This window comes from Klebsiella michiganensis, from assembly GCF_002925905.1.
GTDB classification, from domain to species: Bacteria; Pseudomonadota; Gammaproteobacteria; order Enterobacterales; family Enterobacteriaceae; genus Klebsiella; species Klebsiella michiganensis.
In genome coordinates this window covers 446,809-463,990 of the sequence record NZ_PRDB01000002.1, presented here as the reverse complement: position 1 = coordinate 463,990, position 17,182 = coordinate 446,809, and the positions used below count along the sequence as shown (strand labels likewise).

General features: G+C 55.4%; 17 protein-coding genes and 1 pseudogene. 12 read left to right on the top strand and 6 right to left on the bottom strand.

Translation table 11 applies throughout. The features are described 5' to 3' along the window. The first annotated feature begins 291 nt into the window (after nt 1-291). The 3 genes from CDA56_RS09275 (at nt 292) to CDA56_RS09265 (ending at nt 2,195) form a co-directional block, all read left to right on the top strand. Complete coding sequence (locus tag CDA56_RS09275) at nt 292-867, top strand: hypothetical protein (RefSeq protein WP_038421102.1); 576 nt, start codon at nt 292-294, stop codon at nt 865-867. Beyond that, complete coding sequence (locus CDA56_RS09270) at nt 867-1,127, top strand: hypothetical protein (RefSeq protein WP_038421103.1); 261 nt, start codon at nt 867-869, stop codon at nt 1,125-1,127. Before CDA56_RS09275 ends, CDA56_RS09270 begins: the two co-directional genes overlap by 1 nt. Nucleotides 1,128-1,226: 99 nt before the next feature. After that, nucleotides 1,227-2,195, top strand: a complete 969-nt coding sequence (locus CDA56_RS09265) for an IS5 family transposase (protein WP_023279773.1) — start codon at nt 1,227-1,229, stop codon at nt 2,193-2,195. Nucleotides 2,196-2,751: 556 nt separating this feature from the next. Here the strand turns inward: CDA56_RS09265 and CDA56_RS09260 are convergent. Next, nucleotides 2,752-3,246 (bottom strand): annotated as a pseudogene (locus tag CDA56_RS09260) (DUF72 domain-containing protein); the annotation flags it as partial. Continuing rightward, complete coding sequence (locus CDA56_RS09255) at nt 3,243-3,809, bottom strand: hydrolase (RefSeq protein ID WP_049082802.1); 567 nt, start codon at nt 3,807-3,809, stop codon at nt 3,243-3,245. The gene CDA56_RS09255 and the pseudogene CDA56_RS09260, both read right to left, overlap by 4 nt. A gap of 268 nt (nt 3,810-4,077) precedes the next feature. Between CDA56_RS09255 and aspS the strand changes: the two genes are divergently transcribed. The 6 genes from aspS to ruvB all read left to right on the top strand — a co-directional run bounded on the left by aspS (nt 4,078) and on the right by ruvB (nt 9,469). Beyond that, nucleotides 4,078-5,865, top strand: a complete 1,788-nt coding sequence (aspS, locus tag CDA56_RS09250) for an aspartate--tRNA ligase (RefSeq protein WP_103814907.1) — start codon at nt 4,078-4,080, stop codon at nt 5,863-5,865. Nucleotide 5,866: 1 nt separating this feature from the next. Further along, nucleotides 5,867-6,310: a dihydroneopterin triphosphate diphosphatase gene (gene nudB / locus CDA56_RS09245; RefSeq protein WP_004852138.1), complete on the top strand. Its 444-nt coding sequence runs from the start codon at nt 5,867-5,869 to the stop codon at nt 6,308-6,310. 30 nt (nt 6,311-6,340) lie between these two features. Beyond that, on the top strand, nt 6,341-7,081 hold the full coding sequence (locus tag CDA56_RS09240; protein ID WP_004122063.1) for a YebC/PmpR family DNA-binding transcriptional regulator: 741 nt from the start codon (nt 6,341-6,343) through the stop codon (nt 7,079-7,081). A 154-nt stretch (nt 7,082-7,235) separates the two neighbouring features. Further along, complete coding sequence (ruvC, locus tag CDA56_RS09235) at nt 7,236-7,757, top strand: crossover junction endodeoxyribonuclease RuvC (protein ID WP_004852133.1); 522 nt, start codon at nt 7,236-7,238, stop codon at nt 7,755-7,757. Nucleotides 7,758-7,838: 81 nt separating this feature from the next. Beyond that, nucleotides 7,839-8,450, top strand: coding sequence for a Holliday junction branch migration protein RuvA (ruvA, locus tag CDA56_RS09230; protein WP_004103390.1), 612 nt, complete (start codon nt 7,839-7,841; stop codon nt 8,448-8,450). Between the two features lie 8 nt (nt 8,451-8,458). After that, the gene (gene ruvB, locus CDA56_RS09225; RefSeq protein WP_004852130.1) at nt 8,459-9,469 is read left to right on the top strand and encodes a Holliday junction branch migration DNA helicase RuvB; all 1,011 of its coding nucleotides are present in this window, start codon (nt 8,459-8,461) and stop codon (nt 9,467-9,469) included. Nucleotides 9,470-9,651: 182 nt separating this feature from the next. Here the strand turns inward: ruvB and znuB are convergent, their stop codons facing one another. Next, on the bottom strand, nt 9,652-10,437 hold the full coding sequence (gene znuB, locus CDA56_RS09220; RefSeq protein ID WP_014229854.1) for a zinc ABC transporter permease subunit ZnuB: 786 nt from the start codon (nt 10,435-10,437) through the stop codon (nt 9,652-9,654). After that, on the bottom strand, nt 10,437-11,189 hold the full coding sequence (znuC, locus tag CDA56_RS09215; RefSeq protein WP_014229853.1) for a zinc ABC transporter ATP-binding protein ZnuC: 753 nt from the start codon (nt 11,187-11,189) through the stop codon (nt 10,437-10,439). The genes znuB and znuC overlap by 1 nt, the downstream gene beginning before the upstream one ends. A gap of 78 nt (nt 11,190-11,267) precedes the next feature. Here znuC and znuA point away from each other — a divergent pair, with 78 nt between their 5' ends. The 3 genes from znuA to lpxM all read left to right on the top strand — a co-directional run bounded on the left by znuA (nt 11,268) and on the right by lpxM (nt 14,654). Continuing rightward, a complete protein-coding gene (gene znuA, locus CDA56_RS09210) occupies nt 11,268-12,212 on the top strand; it encodes a zinc ABC transporter substrate-binding protein ZnuA (protein WP_103814905.1) in 945 nt (314 codons plus the stop codon). Between the two features lie 15 nt (nt 12,213-12,227). Beyond that, entirely contained in the window at nt 12,228-13,550 is a 1,323-nt protein-coding gene (mepM, locus tag CDA56_RS09205; RefSeq protein ID WP_004852121.1) for a murein DD-endopeptidase MepM, read from the top strand. Nucleotides 13,551-13,667: 117 nt separating this feature from the next. Further along, complete coding sequence (gene lpxM / locus CDA56_RS09200) at nt 13,668-14,654, top strand: lauroyl-Kdo(2)-lipid IV(A) myristoyltransferase (RefSeq protein ID WP_064375493.1); 987 nt, start codon at nt 13,668-13,670, stop codon at nt 14,652-14,654. A 27-nt stretch (nt 14,655-14,681) separates the two neighbouring features. Here lpxM and dcuR read toward each other — a convergent pair whose 3' ends face one another. Then, nucleotides 14,682-15,398, bottom strand: a complete 717-nt coding sequence (gene dcuR / locus CDA56_RS09195) for a two-component system response regulator DcuR (protein WP_103814903.1) — start codon at nt 15,396-15,398, stop codon at nt 14,682-14,684. Nucleotides 15,399-15,461: 63 nt separating this feature from the next. Next, a complete protein-coding gene (locus tag CDA56_RS09190; protein ID WP_048260997.1) occupies nt 15,462-17,147 on the bottom strand; it encodes an NAD-dependent malic enzyme in 1,686 nt (561 codons plus the stop codon). Nucleotides 17,148-17,182: the final 35 nt, after the last annotated feature.

The window sequence follows — 17,182 nt, the reverse complement described above, 5'->3', positions numbered from 1 at the left end:
CTGCGAAAGAATTAATAAATAACCGTTGACAATAAGTGATTTTATGTAACAATATATTATATCAGTTAAAGATGTTTCACTATCCATCAATCACCGGTTTATTATCTGACTCATCAGTTTCCTTTTTGTTTATCTTCTCAGGCATCCATCCCGAATGAGTGACGGGAATTCCTCTGAGAAGATGAACAACCTAATTTGAAAACATTGAGCCGTGTCCCGTAACATTAAGTTGGCTGGATGCGGTTTTGTGCTTTCTTAAATCTAAGCAAACCAGACTAAGAGTAAATTTAAATGACTACTTTAAATCAAGCTGTAAAAATTGAATCACCCGTTGCAAGTATCAGCCATCTGTTACCGTTCGAACAGAAACAGCATATTGAAAAGCTGTATTACCCACGGATTCAACAGGCCACTGACCGAATGCATAAGGCTGAGGCTGAATATCAGGATGCTGTAGAATCTCGTTCAGTGTTGATTAATCAGAAAGCTGCTGAATATCTTGCTAACCCGTCTGAAAGACACGGATTCATTGTGAAGCAGGTTTATCCAACTAACCAGCAACAAGTGATTCAAGGCATGGCCGATTCTGGCTACATGGTGTACCGTGTATCTGTTGGAATGGTTACCTTTATCCGTATGCCAAAGAACGCTAAAGATAATCCTCTTCAGGAAATCACAGATAAAGCTACAGCAGAAGCTGAATCAACTACCGACAAGATGATTGAACGTCTGAAGGTAAAAGCCTCTGAAGCTGTCCACCAGCGAAACAAGATTGTTATTGAAGCCCGTAAAGCTCTGGATGCTGTAAAAGACTTTACTGATTACCTGAACGTGATTGTAACTGACTCTGAAGAGGTAACAGAATAATGAGTATTCCAATGAAAGGGCTGTCAAAGCGTGGTAGTTATAATCATCTTACTGACTCAATGGAATTCAAATATTTCAATGGTCAAACAGAAATCAGTGAATCAACCTATAAGCTACTTGCTTCAGGTAATAAGCCTAAACCAACTGTGAAGCCAGCTAAAGCGGTCACCACGTATAAGGTGAAGCCTAAGCCGACGATTGAACAGCAAAGAAATGCAGCCTTGAAAGAGGCTATTAAACAGATGGTAAGCGGGGGCTGATAAATGGAAGATACGATTAACGCACCGATTAATTATTACGATTCTGAAAAGCGTCTAATCATCGGGGGGCTTTGTTGAATAAATCGAACTTTTGCTGAGTTGAAGGATCAGATCACGCATCTTCCCGACAACGCAGACCGTTCCGTGGCAAAGCAAAAGTTCAAAATCACCAACTGGCCCACCTACAATAAAGCCCTCATCAACCGTGGCTCCATAACTTTCTGGCTGGATGATGAAGCTATTCAGGCCTGGTATGAGTCGGCAACGCCTTCATCACGGGGAAGACCTCAGCGCTATTCTGATCTCGCCATCACCACCGTTCTGGTCATTAAACGCGTGTTCAGGTTGACCCTGCGGGCTGCACAGGGTTTTATTGATTCCATTTTTACACTGATGAATGTTCCGTTGCGCTGCCCGGATTACACCAGTGTCAGCAAGCGCGCAAAGTCGGTTAATGTCAGTTTCAAAACGTTCACCCGGGGTGAAATCGCGCATCTGGTGATTGATTCCACCGGGCTGAAGGTCTTTGGTGAAGGCGAATGGAAAGTCAAAAAACACGGCAAAGAACGCCGTCGTATATGGCGAAAGTTGCATCTGGCAGTTGACAGCAACACACATGAAATCATCTGTGCAGACCTGTCGCTGAACAATGTGACGGACTCAGAAGCCTTCCCGGGTCTTATCCGGCAGACTCACAGAAAAATCAGGGCAGCATCGGCAGACGGCGCTTACGACACCCGGCTCTGTCATGATGAACTGCGGCGTAAGAAAATCAGCGCGCTTATCCCACCCCGAAAAGGCGCGGGTTACTGGCCCGGTGAATATGCAGACCGTAACCGTGCAGTGGCTAATCAGCGAATGACCGGGAGTAATGCGCGGTGGAAATGGACAACAGATTACAACCGTCGCTCGATAGCGGAAACGGCGATGTACCGGGTAAAACAGCTGTTCGGGGGTTCACTGACGCTGCGTGACTACGATGGTCAGGTTGCGGAGGCTATGGCCCTGGTACGAGCGCTGAACAAAATGACGAAAGCAGGTATGCCTGAAAGCGTGCGTATTGCCTGAAAACACAACCCGCTACGGGGGAGACTTACCCGAAATCTGATTTATTCAACAAAGCCTCATCGGGGCTAACCTTATCGGTAAGATTCACCCTCAGTTAATGGATAAGCTGGTTCGCCGTTCAAACGATGGCAGCCCCCGTTGCCAGCAAGCACGAATCACCAGCTACTTAGAAGGACTCTTAAATGGCTAATACTTTCACTAACTCTGATAAGCCGTGTATTCATTGCGGCTCACTTATCCGTTATGTCTCATCGGGTAGTTGTGTGGACTGTTCAAAGACACGTAGACAGCCACCTAAACCAAAGCCACAGATTGTACGGGTAACCGCTTCAGCAGCAAGAGCACCGTTTCACTCTGAAGGTGGGGATAACCGAAATAACATCATTGTGAAGCTGTCTGATAAGGCTCTTAACCGTCTGGATGAGATTAGTTACTCGTTGGTTAAGAAGTACCGTTTAGCCGGATATTCACCAGAACGAATCCGAATGATTGCCCTGTCCCATCTGCTTGAAGCCGCTTAATCCTCCGCTACAAATCCCATCTTTAGAGTGTATCAATAGAAAGGTCTCTTCAGGATCACGCGGTTGACGTTTCGCTGATGCAGCCCGCGATTGAGCTGCTGTTCCGCTTCCTCTTTGGCGAAAAACTCCGGATGCCTTACCTCAACGCCGTAGCTGAATTCGCGCGGCAGGCTGTCAAGGAACTGCCAGAGCGCGGGAAGATCCCGAGGGCCGAACGTGGCCGGCAGCTGCAGCCAGTATTGGCCAATGCGCGATGACAGCGGCGCCAGGCGGGTGAAAAACTCGTGGCTTAAGTCGTCGCAGTTGCGCAGCGATGCCTGGTGCGAAATGGTGGCCGGAAACTTGAAGCAAAAGCGAAAATCATCGTGGGTTTGTTCATACCAGCGGCTGACAATCTCAGCTTTTGGTAAAGCGTACAGGGTCGTGTTGCCCTCCACGCAGTTAAAATGGCGGGCATACTCTTCAAGGCTGGTGATACCCAGGCGCACCCACTTCGGGTGCGCCCATTGGGGAAGCCCAATATAGATCATAACGCGGCAAGTACCTCCTCGGTACTGCGCACGCGGGCAATACGCGGGAAGATGTGCGTCATGCTGCCCTGATGCTGTTCAGCCGTTGCTGCGCTGCAGGCGTCTTCAACGAGAATCAGATTGAAGCCCAGCTCCCAGGCGTTGCGCGCCGTCGATTCGACGCCGATATTGGTTGAGATACCGCACAGGATAATCGTATCGATACCGCGACGGCGAAGCTGCAGCTCCAGGTCGGTGCCGTAAAAGGCTCCCCACTGGCGTTTGGTGACTTCGATGTCGCTCTCCTGTTTTCCCAGCGCCAGCGGATAGAACCACCAGTTTTCCGGTAGCGTATGGGCGCCTGCCTGGGCATCGACCGGCTGCTTCAGCGCTTCGGCGAAATCCGCCGACCAGCCAACGCGAACCATGACCACCGGGGAACCCTGCTGGCGGCACTTTTTGGCCAGACTCGCGGCGCGCTCAACCACGTCGTCAGCCCGATGCGGGCCGCCGGCAAACGGTAAAATGCCTTCCTGCAGGTCTATAACCACCAGCGCGGTTTTTTTTGCATTGAGTTCTAACATGATATCCCCGTATCTTCTTCTGTTGTCAGGTCGCTACAATACCGTTGCCGATCTCGCCCGAGGGTAACAAATTTTGTTAATTTTTGTGAGTACAAGCAATAAGCGCGCAGCAAAGCAACGCTGCGCGCTGCGCCGGGCTTATCGTGCGCCATAATTTCCAGTATAATAGCCGCCTTTTTTCATTCAGTTGTGACATCAGCTAAAGCTGCGACCTCGTCGCCTGCAAGACAGGCAACAATCCGCCTGCGGCTAAGTTAAGGGATATCTCATGCGTACAGAATATTGCGGGCAGCTTCGTCTGTCCCACGTAGGGCAGCAAGTGACTCTGTGTGGTTGGGTCAACCGTCGTCGTGATCTCGGTAGCCTTATCTTTATCGATATGCGTGACCGCGAAGGCATCGTACAGGTGTTTTTCGATCCGGATCGTGCCGACGCATTAAAGCTGGCCTCTGAACTGCGTAATGAGTTCTGCATCCAGGTCACCGGTACCGTGCGCGCGCGTGACGAAAAAAACATCAATAGCGATATGGCCACCGGCGCCATCGAAGTGCTGGCATCGGATCTGACGATTATCAACCGCGCTGAAGCGCTGCCGCTGGACTCTAACCACGTCAATACCGAAGAAGCGCGTCTGAAATATCGCTACCTGGACCTGCGTCGTCCGGAAATGGCGCAGCGCCTGAAGACCCGTGCGAAAATCACCAGCCTGGTGCGCCGCTTTATGGATTACCACGGTTTCCTCGACATCGAAACGCCGATGCTGACCAAAGCCACGCCGGAAGGCGCGCGCGACTACCTGGTTCCATCCCGCGTGCATAAAGGGAAATTCTACGCGCTGCCGCAGTCTCCACAGCTGTTCAAGCAGCTGCTGATGATGTCCGGTTTTGACCGCTACTATCAGATCGTTAAATGCTTCCGCGACGAAGACCTGCGTGCCGACCGTCAGCCGGAATTTACCCAGATCGATGTGGAAACCTCCTTCATGACCGCCGGGCAGGTGCGTGAAGTCATGGAAGCGCTGGTGCGTAACCTGTGGCAGGAAGTGAAGGGCGTGGATCTGGGCGATTTCCCGATCATGACCTTCGCCGAAGCCGAGCGCCGCTACGGTTCTGACAAACCAGACCTGCGTAACCCGATGGAGCTGGTGGACGTCGCCGATCTGGTGAAAGCGGTGGAATTCGCCGTCTTCGCCGGCCCGGCTAACGACGCCAAAGGGCGCGTTGCCGCGCTGCGCGTACCGGGCGGCGCTGCGCTGACCCGTAAGCAAATCGACGAATACGGTAAGTTTGTCCAGATCTACGGCGCGAAAGGGCTGGCCTATATTAAAGTAACCGAGCGGGCGAAAGGCCTTGAAGGCATCAACAGCCCGGTGGCTAAATTCCTCAACGCCGAGATCGTTGAAGCGATCCTTGAGCGCACCGGCGCGCAGGATGGCGATATGATCTTCTTCGGCGCGGATAACAAAAAAGTGGTCGCCGACGCGCTGGGCGCGCTGCGTCTGAAGCTGGGCAAAGACCTGAACCTGACCGACGAAGACAAATGGGCGCCGCTGTGGGTTATCGACTTCCCGATGTTTGAAGACGACGGCGAAGGCGGCCTGACCGCGATGCACCATCCGTTCACCTCGCCGAAAGACATGTCCGCCGCCGAGCTGAAAACCGCGCCGGAAGACGCGGTGGCCAACGCCTACGATATGGTCATCAACGGCTATGAAGTGGGCGGCGGTTCCGTGCGTATTCACAGCGGTGAGATGCAGCAGACCGTGTTCGGCATCCTGGGCATTAACGAGCAGGAGCAGCGCGAGAAGTTTGGCTTCCTGCTGGACGCGCTGAAATACGGCACCCCGCCGCACGCGGGCCTGGCTTTTGGCCTCGACCGTTTGACCATGCTGCTGACCGGTACCGATAATATCCGTGACGTTATCGCCTTCCCGAAAACGACCGCAGCCGCTTGCCTGATGACCGAAGCGCCAAGCTTCGCTAACCCGGCATCGCTGAGCGAACTCGGTATTCAGGTGGTGGCGAAAGAGGCAAAAGAGTCTCTGGAGAATAAGTAAGATGTCATTCAAGCTCCCCGTTTCCGTACTGGTGGTGATTTACGCCGAAGATACGAAGCGGGTGCTGATGTTGCAGCGGCGCGACGATCCCGCGTTCTGGCAGTCGGTTACCGGCAGCCTGGAAGAGGGAGAAACCGCGCCGCAGGCTGCCGCGCGTGAAGTTATGGAAGAGGTCGCCATCGATGTTGCCTGCGAGCAGCTGGCTTTGGTTGATTGTCAGCGTACGGTAGAATTCGAGATATTTTCTCATTTACGTCATCGCTATGCGCCGGGCGTTGAGCGCAATACGGAGTTTTGGTTCCGTCTTGCGCTCCCCCATGAACGCCAGATTGTCTTTACGGAACATCTGGACTATCGCTGGGTTGACGCGGCGGAAGCCGCCACGTTGACCAAGTCCTGGAGCAACCGGCAGGCGATTGAAGAATTTGTAATTAACGCCGCCTGAAAGGGCGCGCTTTTTTTTGGAGAGTTTTTTATGGCAGGTCATAGTAAATGGGCCAACACCAAGCACCGCAAAGCGGCACAGGATGCCAAGCGCGGTAAGATCTTTACGAAAATTATTCGCGAGCTGGTCACCGCCGCGCGTCTGGGCGGCGGCGATGCGGGCTCTAACCCGCGTCTGCGCGCGGCAATCGACAAAGCGCTGAGCAACAACATGACCCGCGACACCCTGAACCGCGCTATCGCGCGCGGCGTCGGCGGCGATGATGATGCGAACATGGAAACCATCATCTATGAAGGTTACGGTCCTGGCGGCACGGCGGTAATGGTTGAATGTCTGTCCGACAACCGCAACCGTACCGTGGCGGAAGTACGTCATGCCTTCACCAAAACCGGCGGTAACCTGGGGACCGACGGTTCCGTTTCCTACCTGTTCAGCAAAAAAGGCGTTATCTCCTTCGAGAAAGGCGACGAAGATGCGATCATGGAAGCGGCGCTGGAAGCGGGCGCGGAAGACGTTGTGACCTATGACGACGGCGCGATTGACGTTTATACCGCCTGGGAAGAGATGGGCGCGGTACGCGATGCGCTGGAAGCCGCCGGCCTGAAAGCGGACGCCGCTGAAGTCTCGATGATCCCGTCAACCAAAGCGGATATGGACGCGGAAACTGCGCCGAAACTGCTGCGTCTGATCGATATGCTGGAAGATTGCGACGACGTGCAGGAAGTTTATCACAACGGCGAGATCTCTGATGAGGTCGCCGCAACCCTGTGATACCCGTAATCTTTCAGCCCACAGCGGTGTTGGCTCTCCTCGCTTACCCCGGTCACGTAGTGAATCTACGCTCCCGGGGATGCGCTGCGTGGCCGCCTGGCTGTGAACTGAAATCTTTAGGGTCTCACGGGTTAGTTATGACCGGAGGCGCGTGATGGCCATTATTCTCGGCATTGACCCGGGGTCGCGCGTCACTGGTTATGGCGTCATCCGCCAGGTTGGACGCCAGCTGAGCTACCTGGGCAGCGGCTGTATTCGCACGAAAGTGGATGATTTACCGTCTCGCCTGAAGCTTATCTATGCGGGCGTGACGGAAATTATCACCCAGTTCCAGCCGGACTATTTCGCCATCGAACAAGTGTTTATGGCAAAGAACGCCGACTCGGCGCTGAAGCTTGGCCAGGCGCGCGGCGTGGCGATTGTCGCGGCGACGAATCAGGACCTACCGGTCTTTGAGTACGCCGCCAGGCAGGTAAAGCAGACCGTTGTCGGCATCGGCAGCGCGGAAAAGAGCCAGGTGCAGCACATGGTGCGCACGTTGCTCAAGCTGCCGGCTAACCCGCAGGCGGATGCGGCGGATGCTTTAGCCATCGCCATCACCCATTGCCACGTCAGCCAGAACGCGGCTCAGATCGGCGAAAGCCGCCTGAGCCTGGCGCGAGGACGCTTACGATGACCTGAAATCAGGCTGGATATCTATCCAGCCTTTTTTTATGATACCGCATTAGACTTTCGGCCCTTAATCCAGGAGCTCCATGTGATAGGCAGACTCAGAGGCATCATTCTCGAAAAACAACCCCCGCTGGTTTTACTTGAAACGGGAGGCGTAGGCTATGAGGTTCATCTGCCGATGACCTGCTTCTATGAGCTGCCGGACGTGGGTAAAGAGGCGATCATTTTCACCCACTTTATCGTCCGTGAAGATGCACAGCTGCTGTATGGCTTTAACAACAAGCAGGAGCGCACGCTGTTTAAAGAGCTGATTAAAACCAACGGCGTCGGTCCGAAGCTGGCGCTGGCGATCCTTTCCGGCATGTCGGCGCAGCAGTTTGTCAATGCCGTTGAGCGCGAGGAGCTGGCGGCGCTGGTGAAGCTGCCGGGTATCGGCAAGAAAACCGCGGAACGTCTGATTGTCGAAATGAAAGACCGCTTCAAAGGACTGCACGGCGATCTGTTTACGCCGGCAGCGGATCTGGTCCTGACGTCGCCGGCCGGCCCGTCTGACGATGATGCTGAACAGGAAGCGGTTGCCGCGCTGGTGGCGCTGGGCTATAAACCTCAGGAGGCCAGCCGGATGGTCAGCAAAATCGTACGCCCGGATGCCAACAGTGAAACGCTAATTCGCGAAGCGCTCCGCGCCGCGTTGTGAGGTAAGGGATGATTGAAGCAGACAGGCTGGTATCGGCGGACAGCAGCGGTTTTGAAGAGGCGGCCGATCGCGCAATTCGTCCTAAATTGCTGCAAGAGTACGTGGGCCAGCCGCACGTCCGTTCGCAAATGGAGATCTTTATCCAGGCGGCGAAGCTGCGCGGCGACGCGCTCGATCACCTGCTGATTTTTGGCCCGCCGGGGCTGGGGAAAACCACCCTGGCAAACATCGTCGCTAACGAGATGGGCGTTAACCTGCGCACCACCTCCGGCCCGGTGCTAGAGAAGGCGGGCGATCTGGCGGCGATGCTGACCAATCTTGAGCCCCACGACGTTCTGTTTATCGACGAGATCCACCGCCTGTCGCCGGTGGTCGAAGAAGTCCTGTATCCGGCAATGGAAGATTATCAGCTGGATATCATGATTGGCGAAGGGCCCGCGGCGCGTTCGATAAAAATCGATCTGCCGCCGTTTACCCTGATTGGCGCGACGACTCGCGCCGGCTCGCTGACATCACCGCTGCGCGACCGTTTTGGTATCGTTCAGCGCCTGGAGTTCTACCAGATCCCGGACCTGCAGCATATTGTCAGCCGCAGCGCCCGCTATATGGGACTGGAGATGAGCGAAGAGGGGGCTCTGGAGGTCGCGCGCCGCGCGCGCGGTACGCCGCGAATCGCCAACCGCCTGCTGCGCAGGGTGCGTGACTTTGCCGAGGTTCGCTACGACGGGCGTATCTCTGAGGAGATTGCCGCTCAGGCGCTGGATATGCTCAACGTGGATGCGGAAGGCTTTGATTATATGGACCGTAAGCTGCTGCTGGCGGTCATCGATAAATTCTTTGGCGGGCCGGTCGGCCTGGATAACCTGGCGGCGGCCATCGGTGAAGAGCGGGAAACCATTGAAGACGTGCTGGAGCCGTATCTGATCCAGCAGGGCTTTTTACAGCGTACGCCGCGCGGGCGAATGGCGACGGTACGGGCCTGGACCCACTTCGGCATTACGCCGCCGGAAATGCCGTAATCGTTGTCCGGCTATAAAACGGCAGACTGCAGAGGCCAGTAGCCCGGCTAAGGCGTTCACGCCGCAAGCCGGGACATCAAACCGCAATACCGCTTCAGCTATTTCCCCGGCTTGCGCTCCGCTTAGCCGGGCTACAACGTCCGCAGACGGCCGTGAGCCCAATGGCGGCGGGCGCATAAGCGTCAGGCGGCCGGTTTCTTGCTCATGCTGAAGATAAACAGCAGCGCGGCGCACAGCACCACGGAAGGCCCCGCCGGCGTGTCGTAGAACGCCGAGAAGGTCAATCCTCCGGTAACCGCAATCATTCCCACGCCAACCGCCACTCCCGCCATTTGCTCCGGCGTACGGGCAAAGCGGCGGGCCGTTGCGGCGGGAATAATCAACAGCGACGTGATAATCAGCGCCCCGACGAACTTCATCGCCACGCCAATGGTCAGCGCGGTCACCAGCATCAATAGCAGCTTGACCCGCTGAAGCTTAACGCCATCAACAAACGCCAGGTCCGGGCTAATGGTCATCGACAGCAGGTTGCGCCATTGCCAGAGCAGGATCGCCAGCACGATAACCACGCCAATCGCAATGGAGATCAAATCTTCCGGCGTCACCGCCAGCAGATCGCCGAACAGATAGGCCATCAGATCGACGCGCACGTTTGACATCAGGCTGACCACCACCAGGCCCAGCGACAGCGCGCTGTGCGCCATGATGCCGAGTAGCGTGTCTACCGCCAGGTGGGGGCGTTTCTCCAGCCACACCAGGCCACCCGCCAGCAGCAGCGTCACCGCGATGACCGCATAGAACGGATTGACGTTGAGCAGTAAACCAAAAGCCACGCCGAGCAGAGAGGCGTGGGCCAGGGTATCACCGAAGTAGGACATCCGGCGCCAGACGACGAACGATCCCAGCGGACCCGCCGCACAGGCGAGCATCATTCCGGCCAGCCAGCCGGGGAGCAGTAATTCAATCATTAACGGTCATTTCCCCGACGCAGTACAATCCGCCCCTGCAGGTCGTGGCGGTGGTTATGATGATGGCGATAGATCCCTAGCTGTTCCGCGCCGCGCTGGCCGAACATCGAGATAAATTCCGGGTGCATAGAGACCACTTCCGGCGCGCCGGAGCAGCAAATATGCTGATTCAGGCACAGCACTTCGTCGGTTTTGGCCATCACCAGATGCAGGTCATGAGAAACCATCAGTACGGCGCAATCAAGCTCCTGGCGCAGCTGGTTAATCAGATCGTAAAGCGCCACCTGGCCGTTGACGTCAACGCCCTGCGTCGGCTCGTCGAGCACCAGCAGCTGCGGCTGATTGAGCAGCGCCCGCGCCAGCAGTACCCGCTGGGTTTCTCCGCCGGAAAGCTTCTGCATAGGGGCGTCGATCAGATGCCCGGCCTGCACGCGCTTAAGCGCTGGCAGAATGTCGCGTTTGTGCGTTCCCGGACGTAAAAGCATAAAGCGGCTGACGGTCAGCGGCAGGGTAGCATCAAGGTGCAACTTTTGCGGCACATAGCCGATCCGCAGATGCCCGTCGCGTTTGATAATCCCTTCAGAGGGTGCTACCAGCCCCAGAACCACTCTCACGAGGGTCGATTTACCGGCGCCGTTCGGCCCCAGTAAGGTTAAAATTTTGCCCGGCTTTAGCGTTAGCGAAATGTCAGACAGCACGCGCCTTTGGCCATAAACGACCGCGACGTTTTCCAGAGTTACAAGATTTGTCATATCAAATTAGAGGTTGCACAAGCCAGTGAATGTTATAATATCACATCTCTCTCATTCTATACGATGATTAGACGCATTATGTTACATAAAAATACGCTTCTTTGCGCTGGACTTAGCGCCGCTTTTTTGTTCGCCCATGCGCCGTTGGCCAGCGCCGCGGTTGTCACTTCCCTTAAGCCACTGGGTTTTATCGCTTCCGCTATCGCGGATGGGGTGACACAGACGCAGGTACTGCTGCCGGACGGGGCCTCGGAGCATGACTATTCGCTGCGGCCATCGGATGCAAAACGCTTACAGAACGCAGACTTAGTGGTCTGGATTGGTCCAGAGATGGAGGCGTTTATGGATAAGTCAACGCAAAGCATTGCGCCGAACAAAAAGGTGACGATTGCCGAGCTTGACGGCGTGAAACCGTTACTCATGAAAGGCACCGACGACGACGACGACCATCACGGTCATGACCATGGCGCCGGGGAAAATAGTGACGACGATCACCATCACGGCATCTATAACATGCATCTGTGGCTTTCCCCAGAGATAGCGCGCCTTTCGGCGGTTGCAATCCACGATAAATTATTGGAACTTATGCCGCAGAGTCGAGCCAAACTTGACGCCAACCTGAAGGATTTTGAGGCAAAATTAGCCGCAACCGACAAGCAGGTTGGGACCGAGCTGGCACCGCTGAAAGGGAAGGGATATTTCGTTTTTCATGACGCCTACGGCTACTTTGAAAAACATTACGGTTTGACCCCACTGGGCCATTTTACTGTCAACCCTGAAATCCAGCCTGGTGCGCAGCGTTTACACGAAATCAGAACACAGCTGGTTGAGCAAAAAGCAACTTGCGTTTTTGCTGAGCCACAGTTCAGGCCAGCGGTCATCGAAGCTGTTGCCAGGGGAACGTCCGTGCGCATGGGAACCCTGGATCCACTTGGAATCGGAATTAAGCTGGGTAAAGAGAGTTACTCGCAATTCCTGAGCCAGATGGCGAATCAGTATTCAAGCTGCCTGAAAGGAGAATAACGAGGAAGTGAATACGTGCAACAGATAGCCCGCGCTGTCACTCAGGCATTTAACAATCTGCCACGACCTCACCGCGTTATGCTGGGGTCGCTTAGCGTTCTTACATTAGCGGTCGCCGTCTGGCGGCCTTACATTTACCACCATCCTGAATCCACCCCCATCACCAGAACCATCGAGCTGGAACAAAGCGAAATTCGTTCGCTGCTGCCAGAAGCTTCGGAACCCATCGATCAGGCGCCTCAGGAAGAAGAGGCTATCCCTCAGGATGAGCTGGATGACAAGGCGGATAGCGATTCCGGTGGCCACGAATATGTGGTCTCGACCGGCGATACGCTTAGCAGCATTCTTAATCAGTACGGCATTGATATGGGCGATATCGCCCGGCTCTCCTCGGTGGATAAAGAGCTGCGTAATCTGAAAATTGGTCAACAGCTCTCCTGGACCCTGACGGCGGACGGCGACCTGCAAAGCCTGACCTGGGAGATGTCGCGCCGCGAAACCCGCACCTACGATCGGGTTGCAAACGGTTTCAAAATGAGCAGCGAGCTGCAAAAAGGCGACTGGGTCAATAGCGTACTGAAAGGCACCGTAGGCGGCAGCTTCGTCGCCAGCGCTCGCGATGCCGGCCTGACCAGTACCGAAATCAGCGCGGTGATCAAAGCCATGCAGTGGCAGATGGACTTCCGTAAGCTGAAAAAAGGCGATGAATTCTCCGTGCTGATGTCGCGTGAAATGCTCGACGGTAAGCGCGAGCAAAGCCAGCTGCTTGGTGTGCGCCTGCGCTCGGAGGGTAAAGACTATTACGCGATCCGCGCTGAGGATGGCAAATTCTACGACCGCAACGGTACCGGCCTGGCGAAGGGGTTCCTGCGCTTCCCGACCGCACGTCAGTTCCGCGTCTCTTCGAACTTTAACCCGCGTCGTCTGAACCCGGTGACCGGCCGCGTCGCGCCGCATCGTGGCGTCGATTTTGCGATGCCGCAGGGCACGCCGGTGCTGTCGGTAGGGGATGGCGAAGTGGTGGTGGCTAAACGTAGCGGTGCGGCAGGTTATTACGTCGCCGTCCGTCATGGTCGCACCTATACCACCCGCTATATGCACCTGCGTAAGCTGCTGGTCAAACCCGGGCAGAAGGTGAAACGTGGCGATCGTATTGCGCTGTCGGGCAACACCGGGCGTTCTACCGGTCCGCATCTGCATTATGAAGTGTGGATCAACCAGCAGGCGGTCAACCCGCTAACGGCGAAACTGCCGCGTACGGAAGGGCTCAGCGGTTCCGACCGTACCGATTATCTGGCGCAGGCAAAACAGGTGATTCCGCAGCTGCGGTTTGACTAACCTTCCGTCAGTTAAAGCCGGTGCACGCTGTGCGCCGGCTTTTTCTTTTGTACGTTACTCAACGTATCGCTAAACTAACCCATTATCTTTATTGAGCGGAAATTCTGCGGATTGGGCATGGAAACGAAAAAAAATAATATTGAATTTATTCCAAAATTTGAAAAATCCTTTTTGCTACCGCGCTACTGGGGCGCGTGGTTAGGGGTTTTTGCCTTCGCCGGTATCGCTCTGACGCCGGCCTCTTTCCGCGATCCGATTCTCGGCAAAATGGGGCGCTTTGTGGGGCGCCTGGCAAAGAGTTCGCGCCGTCGGGCGCAGATTAACCTGCTGTACTGTTTCCCGGAAAAGAGTGAGCAGGAACGAGAAGCCATTATTGATGCAATGTATGCCTCCGCGCCGCAGGCGATGGTCATGATGGCGGAGTTAGGCCTGCGCGACCCGCAGCGCATTCTTTCTCGCGTCGACTGGCAGGGCAAAGAGATCATCGAGGAGATGCAGAGAAACAACGAGAAAGTGATCTTTCTGGTTCCCCATGCCTGGGGCGTGGATATTCCTGCGATGCTGATGGCTTCCGGCGGGCAAAAAATGGCGGCGATGTTCCATAATCAGGGCAATCCGGTATTTGATTACGTCTGGAATACCGTGCGCCGTCGTTTCGGTGGACGTATGCACGCGCGCAACGACGGGATCAAACCGTTTATTCAGTCGGTGCGTCAGGGGTACTGGGGCTACTATCTGCCGGATCAGGATCACGGCGCCGAGCACAGCGAGTTTGTTGATTTCTTTGCCACCTATAAAGCGACGCTCCCGGCGATCGGCCGTTTAATGAAAGTCTGCCGCGCCCGCGTCGTACCGCTGTTCCCGGTCTATGATGGTAAAACGCATCGTCTGACGGTGCTGGTGCGCCCGCCGATGGACGATCTGCTGGAAGCGGACGATAACACTATCGCCCGGCGGATGAACGAAGAGGTGGAAGTGTTCGTGAAGCCGCATACCGAGCAGTACACCTGGATCCTCAAGCTGCTGAAAACGCGCAAGCCGGGTGAAATCGAGCCCTACAAGCGTAAAGAGCTGTACCCCAGGAAGAAGCCGCATCAGGGGTGAAAATCGCAGCCAATGGCCTCACCGGGTTCATTGGCCGTATTGTTTGAGTAGCGCCAAATGATCGGCAACGAGCCGGTAACGATATTCCGGACGACCGGTGATGCCGTAATGGTTGGTGGTGTAGAGGATATTTCTCTGCTCCAGCCAAATCAGATATTTGCGGCATGAGACCCGGGATATCTGTAGCGCCACGGCCAGTTCATTGGTCGAAAAGTCACGTTCCTGCCAGGCGTCAATCCACTGGCACACCAGACGAAGCGTCTGCGGCGTAAGCCCTTTCGGCAAGCGGCGTGCGCTTTCCTGCTGCTGAACCCCGCTGCGCAGCAGGCTGTCCACATCGGCCTGGGCGTAGCTGGATTTCGCATTCTTCAGATCGCGCTTTTTACGCCATGACAACAGCGCCTCCTCAAAGCGCGGAAACTGAAACGGTTTAATCAGGTAATCGACCACGCCATAATGCAGCGCCGTCTGAACCGTGCACCTATCGGCAGCGGAGGTAATCATAATGACATCAATATTTCGCGAATCGGCGCGTAGCGCGGGCAGCAGATCCAGCCCGTTCTCTTGCTGCATGTAGACATCCAGCAGCACCAGATCGACCTGCGCCAAATGGCTAAGCATCTCCCTGGCTTCGCGGACCGTGGGGGCCACGCCGCAGCAGTGGAAATCCGCCACCCGGCTGAGAAACAGCCGGTTCAGCTCGGCCACCATGGAATCATCATCGACAATCAGCACATTAATCATGCGGGGTTTCCCGGTGCGGCGGGAAGCCGGCGCGCTTCCCGTAATATGTGTCTGGGATGGCGATCAAAATGGCGATCGTTTATACGCGGTGTAGCGCGCTCGCCAGAACATTTTATCGATATTCGCGGCCAGCTGAGCCTCGTCAATCTGCGGCGCGACGCCATCCTGCTGAGCCGCGCGTGCGACCTCTGCGGCAATTGCCCGGGAAATCATCTCAATCTCGTCGACCGGCGGCAGTAATCCGCCGGCGTCGCGGGTGGCCAAAGGCGAGTGGGCGGCCAGGGTTTTACTGCAGGCGATAAGCATCCCTTCGGTCACGCGCGCCGCTTTGCTGGCCAGAATCCCCAGCCCCAGACCGGGGAAAACATAGGCATTGTTGCACTGTGCGATATCGTAGGTCTTACCGTCATAGAATACGGGCGCGAACGGGCTGCCGGTGGCAATTAGCGCATTCCCCCGGGTCCATTCCAGCAGATCCTTCGGCTGGGCTTCGGCGCGGGAGGTCGGGTTGGACAGCGGCATAATAATCGGACGCGGGCAGTGCCGGTGCATCTCTTTGATAATCTCTTCGCTGAACAGTCCCGGCTGGCCGGATACGCCAATCAGTACGGTGGGATGGACGTTGCGTACAACATCCATCAGCGACAGGTGGGCCGCACTGGTATCCCAGCGGGTAAGATTTTTCCGCGGCGTGACGTGGCCCTGCTGGAAGTCCAGCAAATCCGGCATCTCATCGGTCAACAGGCCAGGGCGGTCGACCATAAAGATGCGATTGCGCGCTTCCTGCTCTGAGAGCCCGTCATCAACCATCAGCGCAATGATTTTTTCCGCTATCCCGCATCCGGCCGATCCGCTGCCGAGAAACACCACGCGCTGATCGCGGATCCGCGTACCGGCAGCAGCGGCGGCAGCGATCAGCGTACCTGAGGTCACGGCTGCCGTGCCCTGAATATCATCGTTGAAACAGCACAGCTGGTGACGATAGCGGTTAAGAAGCCGGGTGGCGTTTTTTTGCGCAAAATCTTCGAACTGTAGTAGCACATTGGGCCAGCGCTGCGTGATGGCATGGACAAACATGTCCATAAATTCCATGTACTGCTCGTCGCTTATACGCGGATGACGCCAGCCCATATACAGCGGGTCCTCAAGATGCTGGGCGTTGTTGGTGCCCACGTCCAGCATAATGGGGAGCGTTGATGCCGGGTGTATACCCCCGCAGGCTGTATATAACGAGAGTTTACCAATCGGGATCCCCATGCCGCCAATCCCCTGGTCGCCGAGGCCAAGAATGCGCTCGCCGTCGGTCACCACAATAACGTTGATATCATTGCGGGAAAAGCCCTGCAGCATCTCATCAATGTTGTGACGGTTAGGCCATGAAATAAACAGACCGCGTCCCCGGCGATAAATTTCAGAGAAGTGTTCACATGCTTCACCTACCGTTGGGGTATAGATGATCGGCAGCGTTTCTTTCATATGGCTGCGCAGCAGATTATAGAATAGGGTCTCGTTAGTATCCTGAATATTTCGCAGGTAGATATGGCGCGAAATATCCCGTTTAAACTGGCAAAACTGCCCCCACGCGCGCGCGGTTTGCTCTTCAATCGTTTCGACATTATGCGGCAGCAGACCCTGAAGATTAAACGCGGTCCGTTCACCTTCAGTAAACGCGAGACCTTTATTTAATAACGGGTTTTCCAGCAGCACGGCGCCGTTATAGGGCGTATATAAGGTTTCTGTGGCTAACATTTGATGACTCCTGAATATCATAATAAATAATTTCC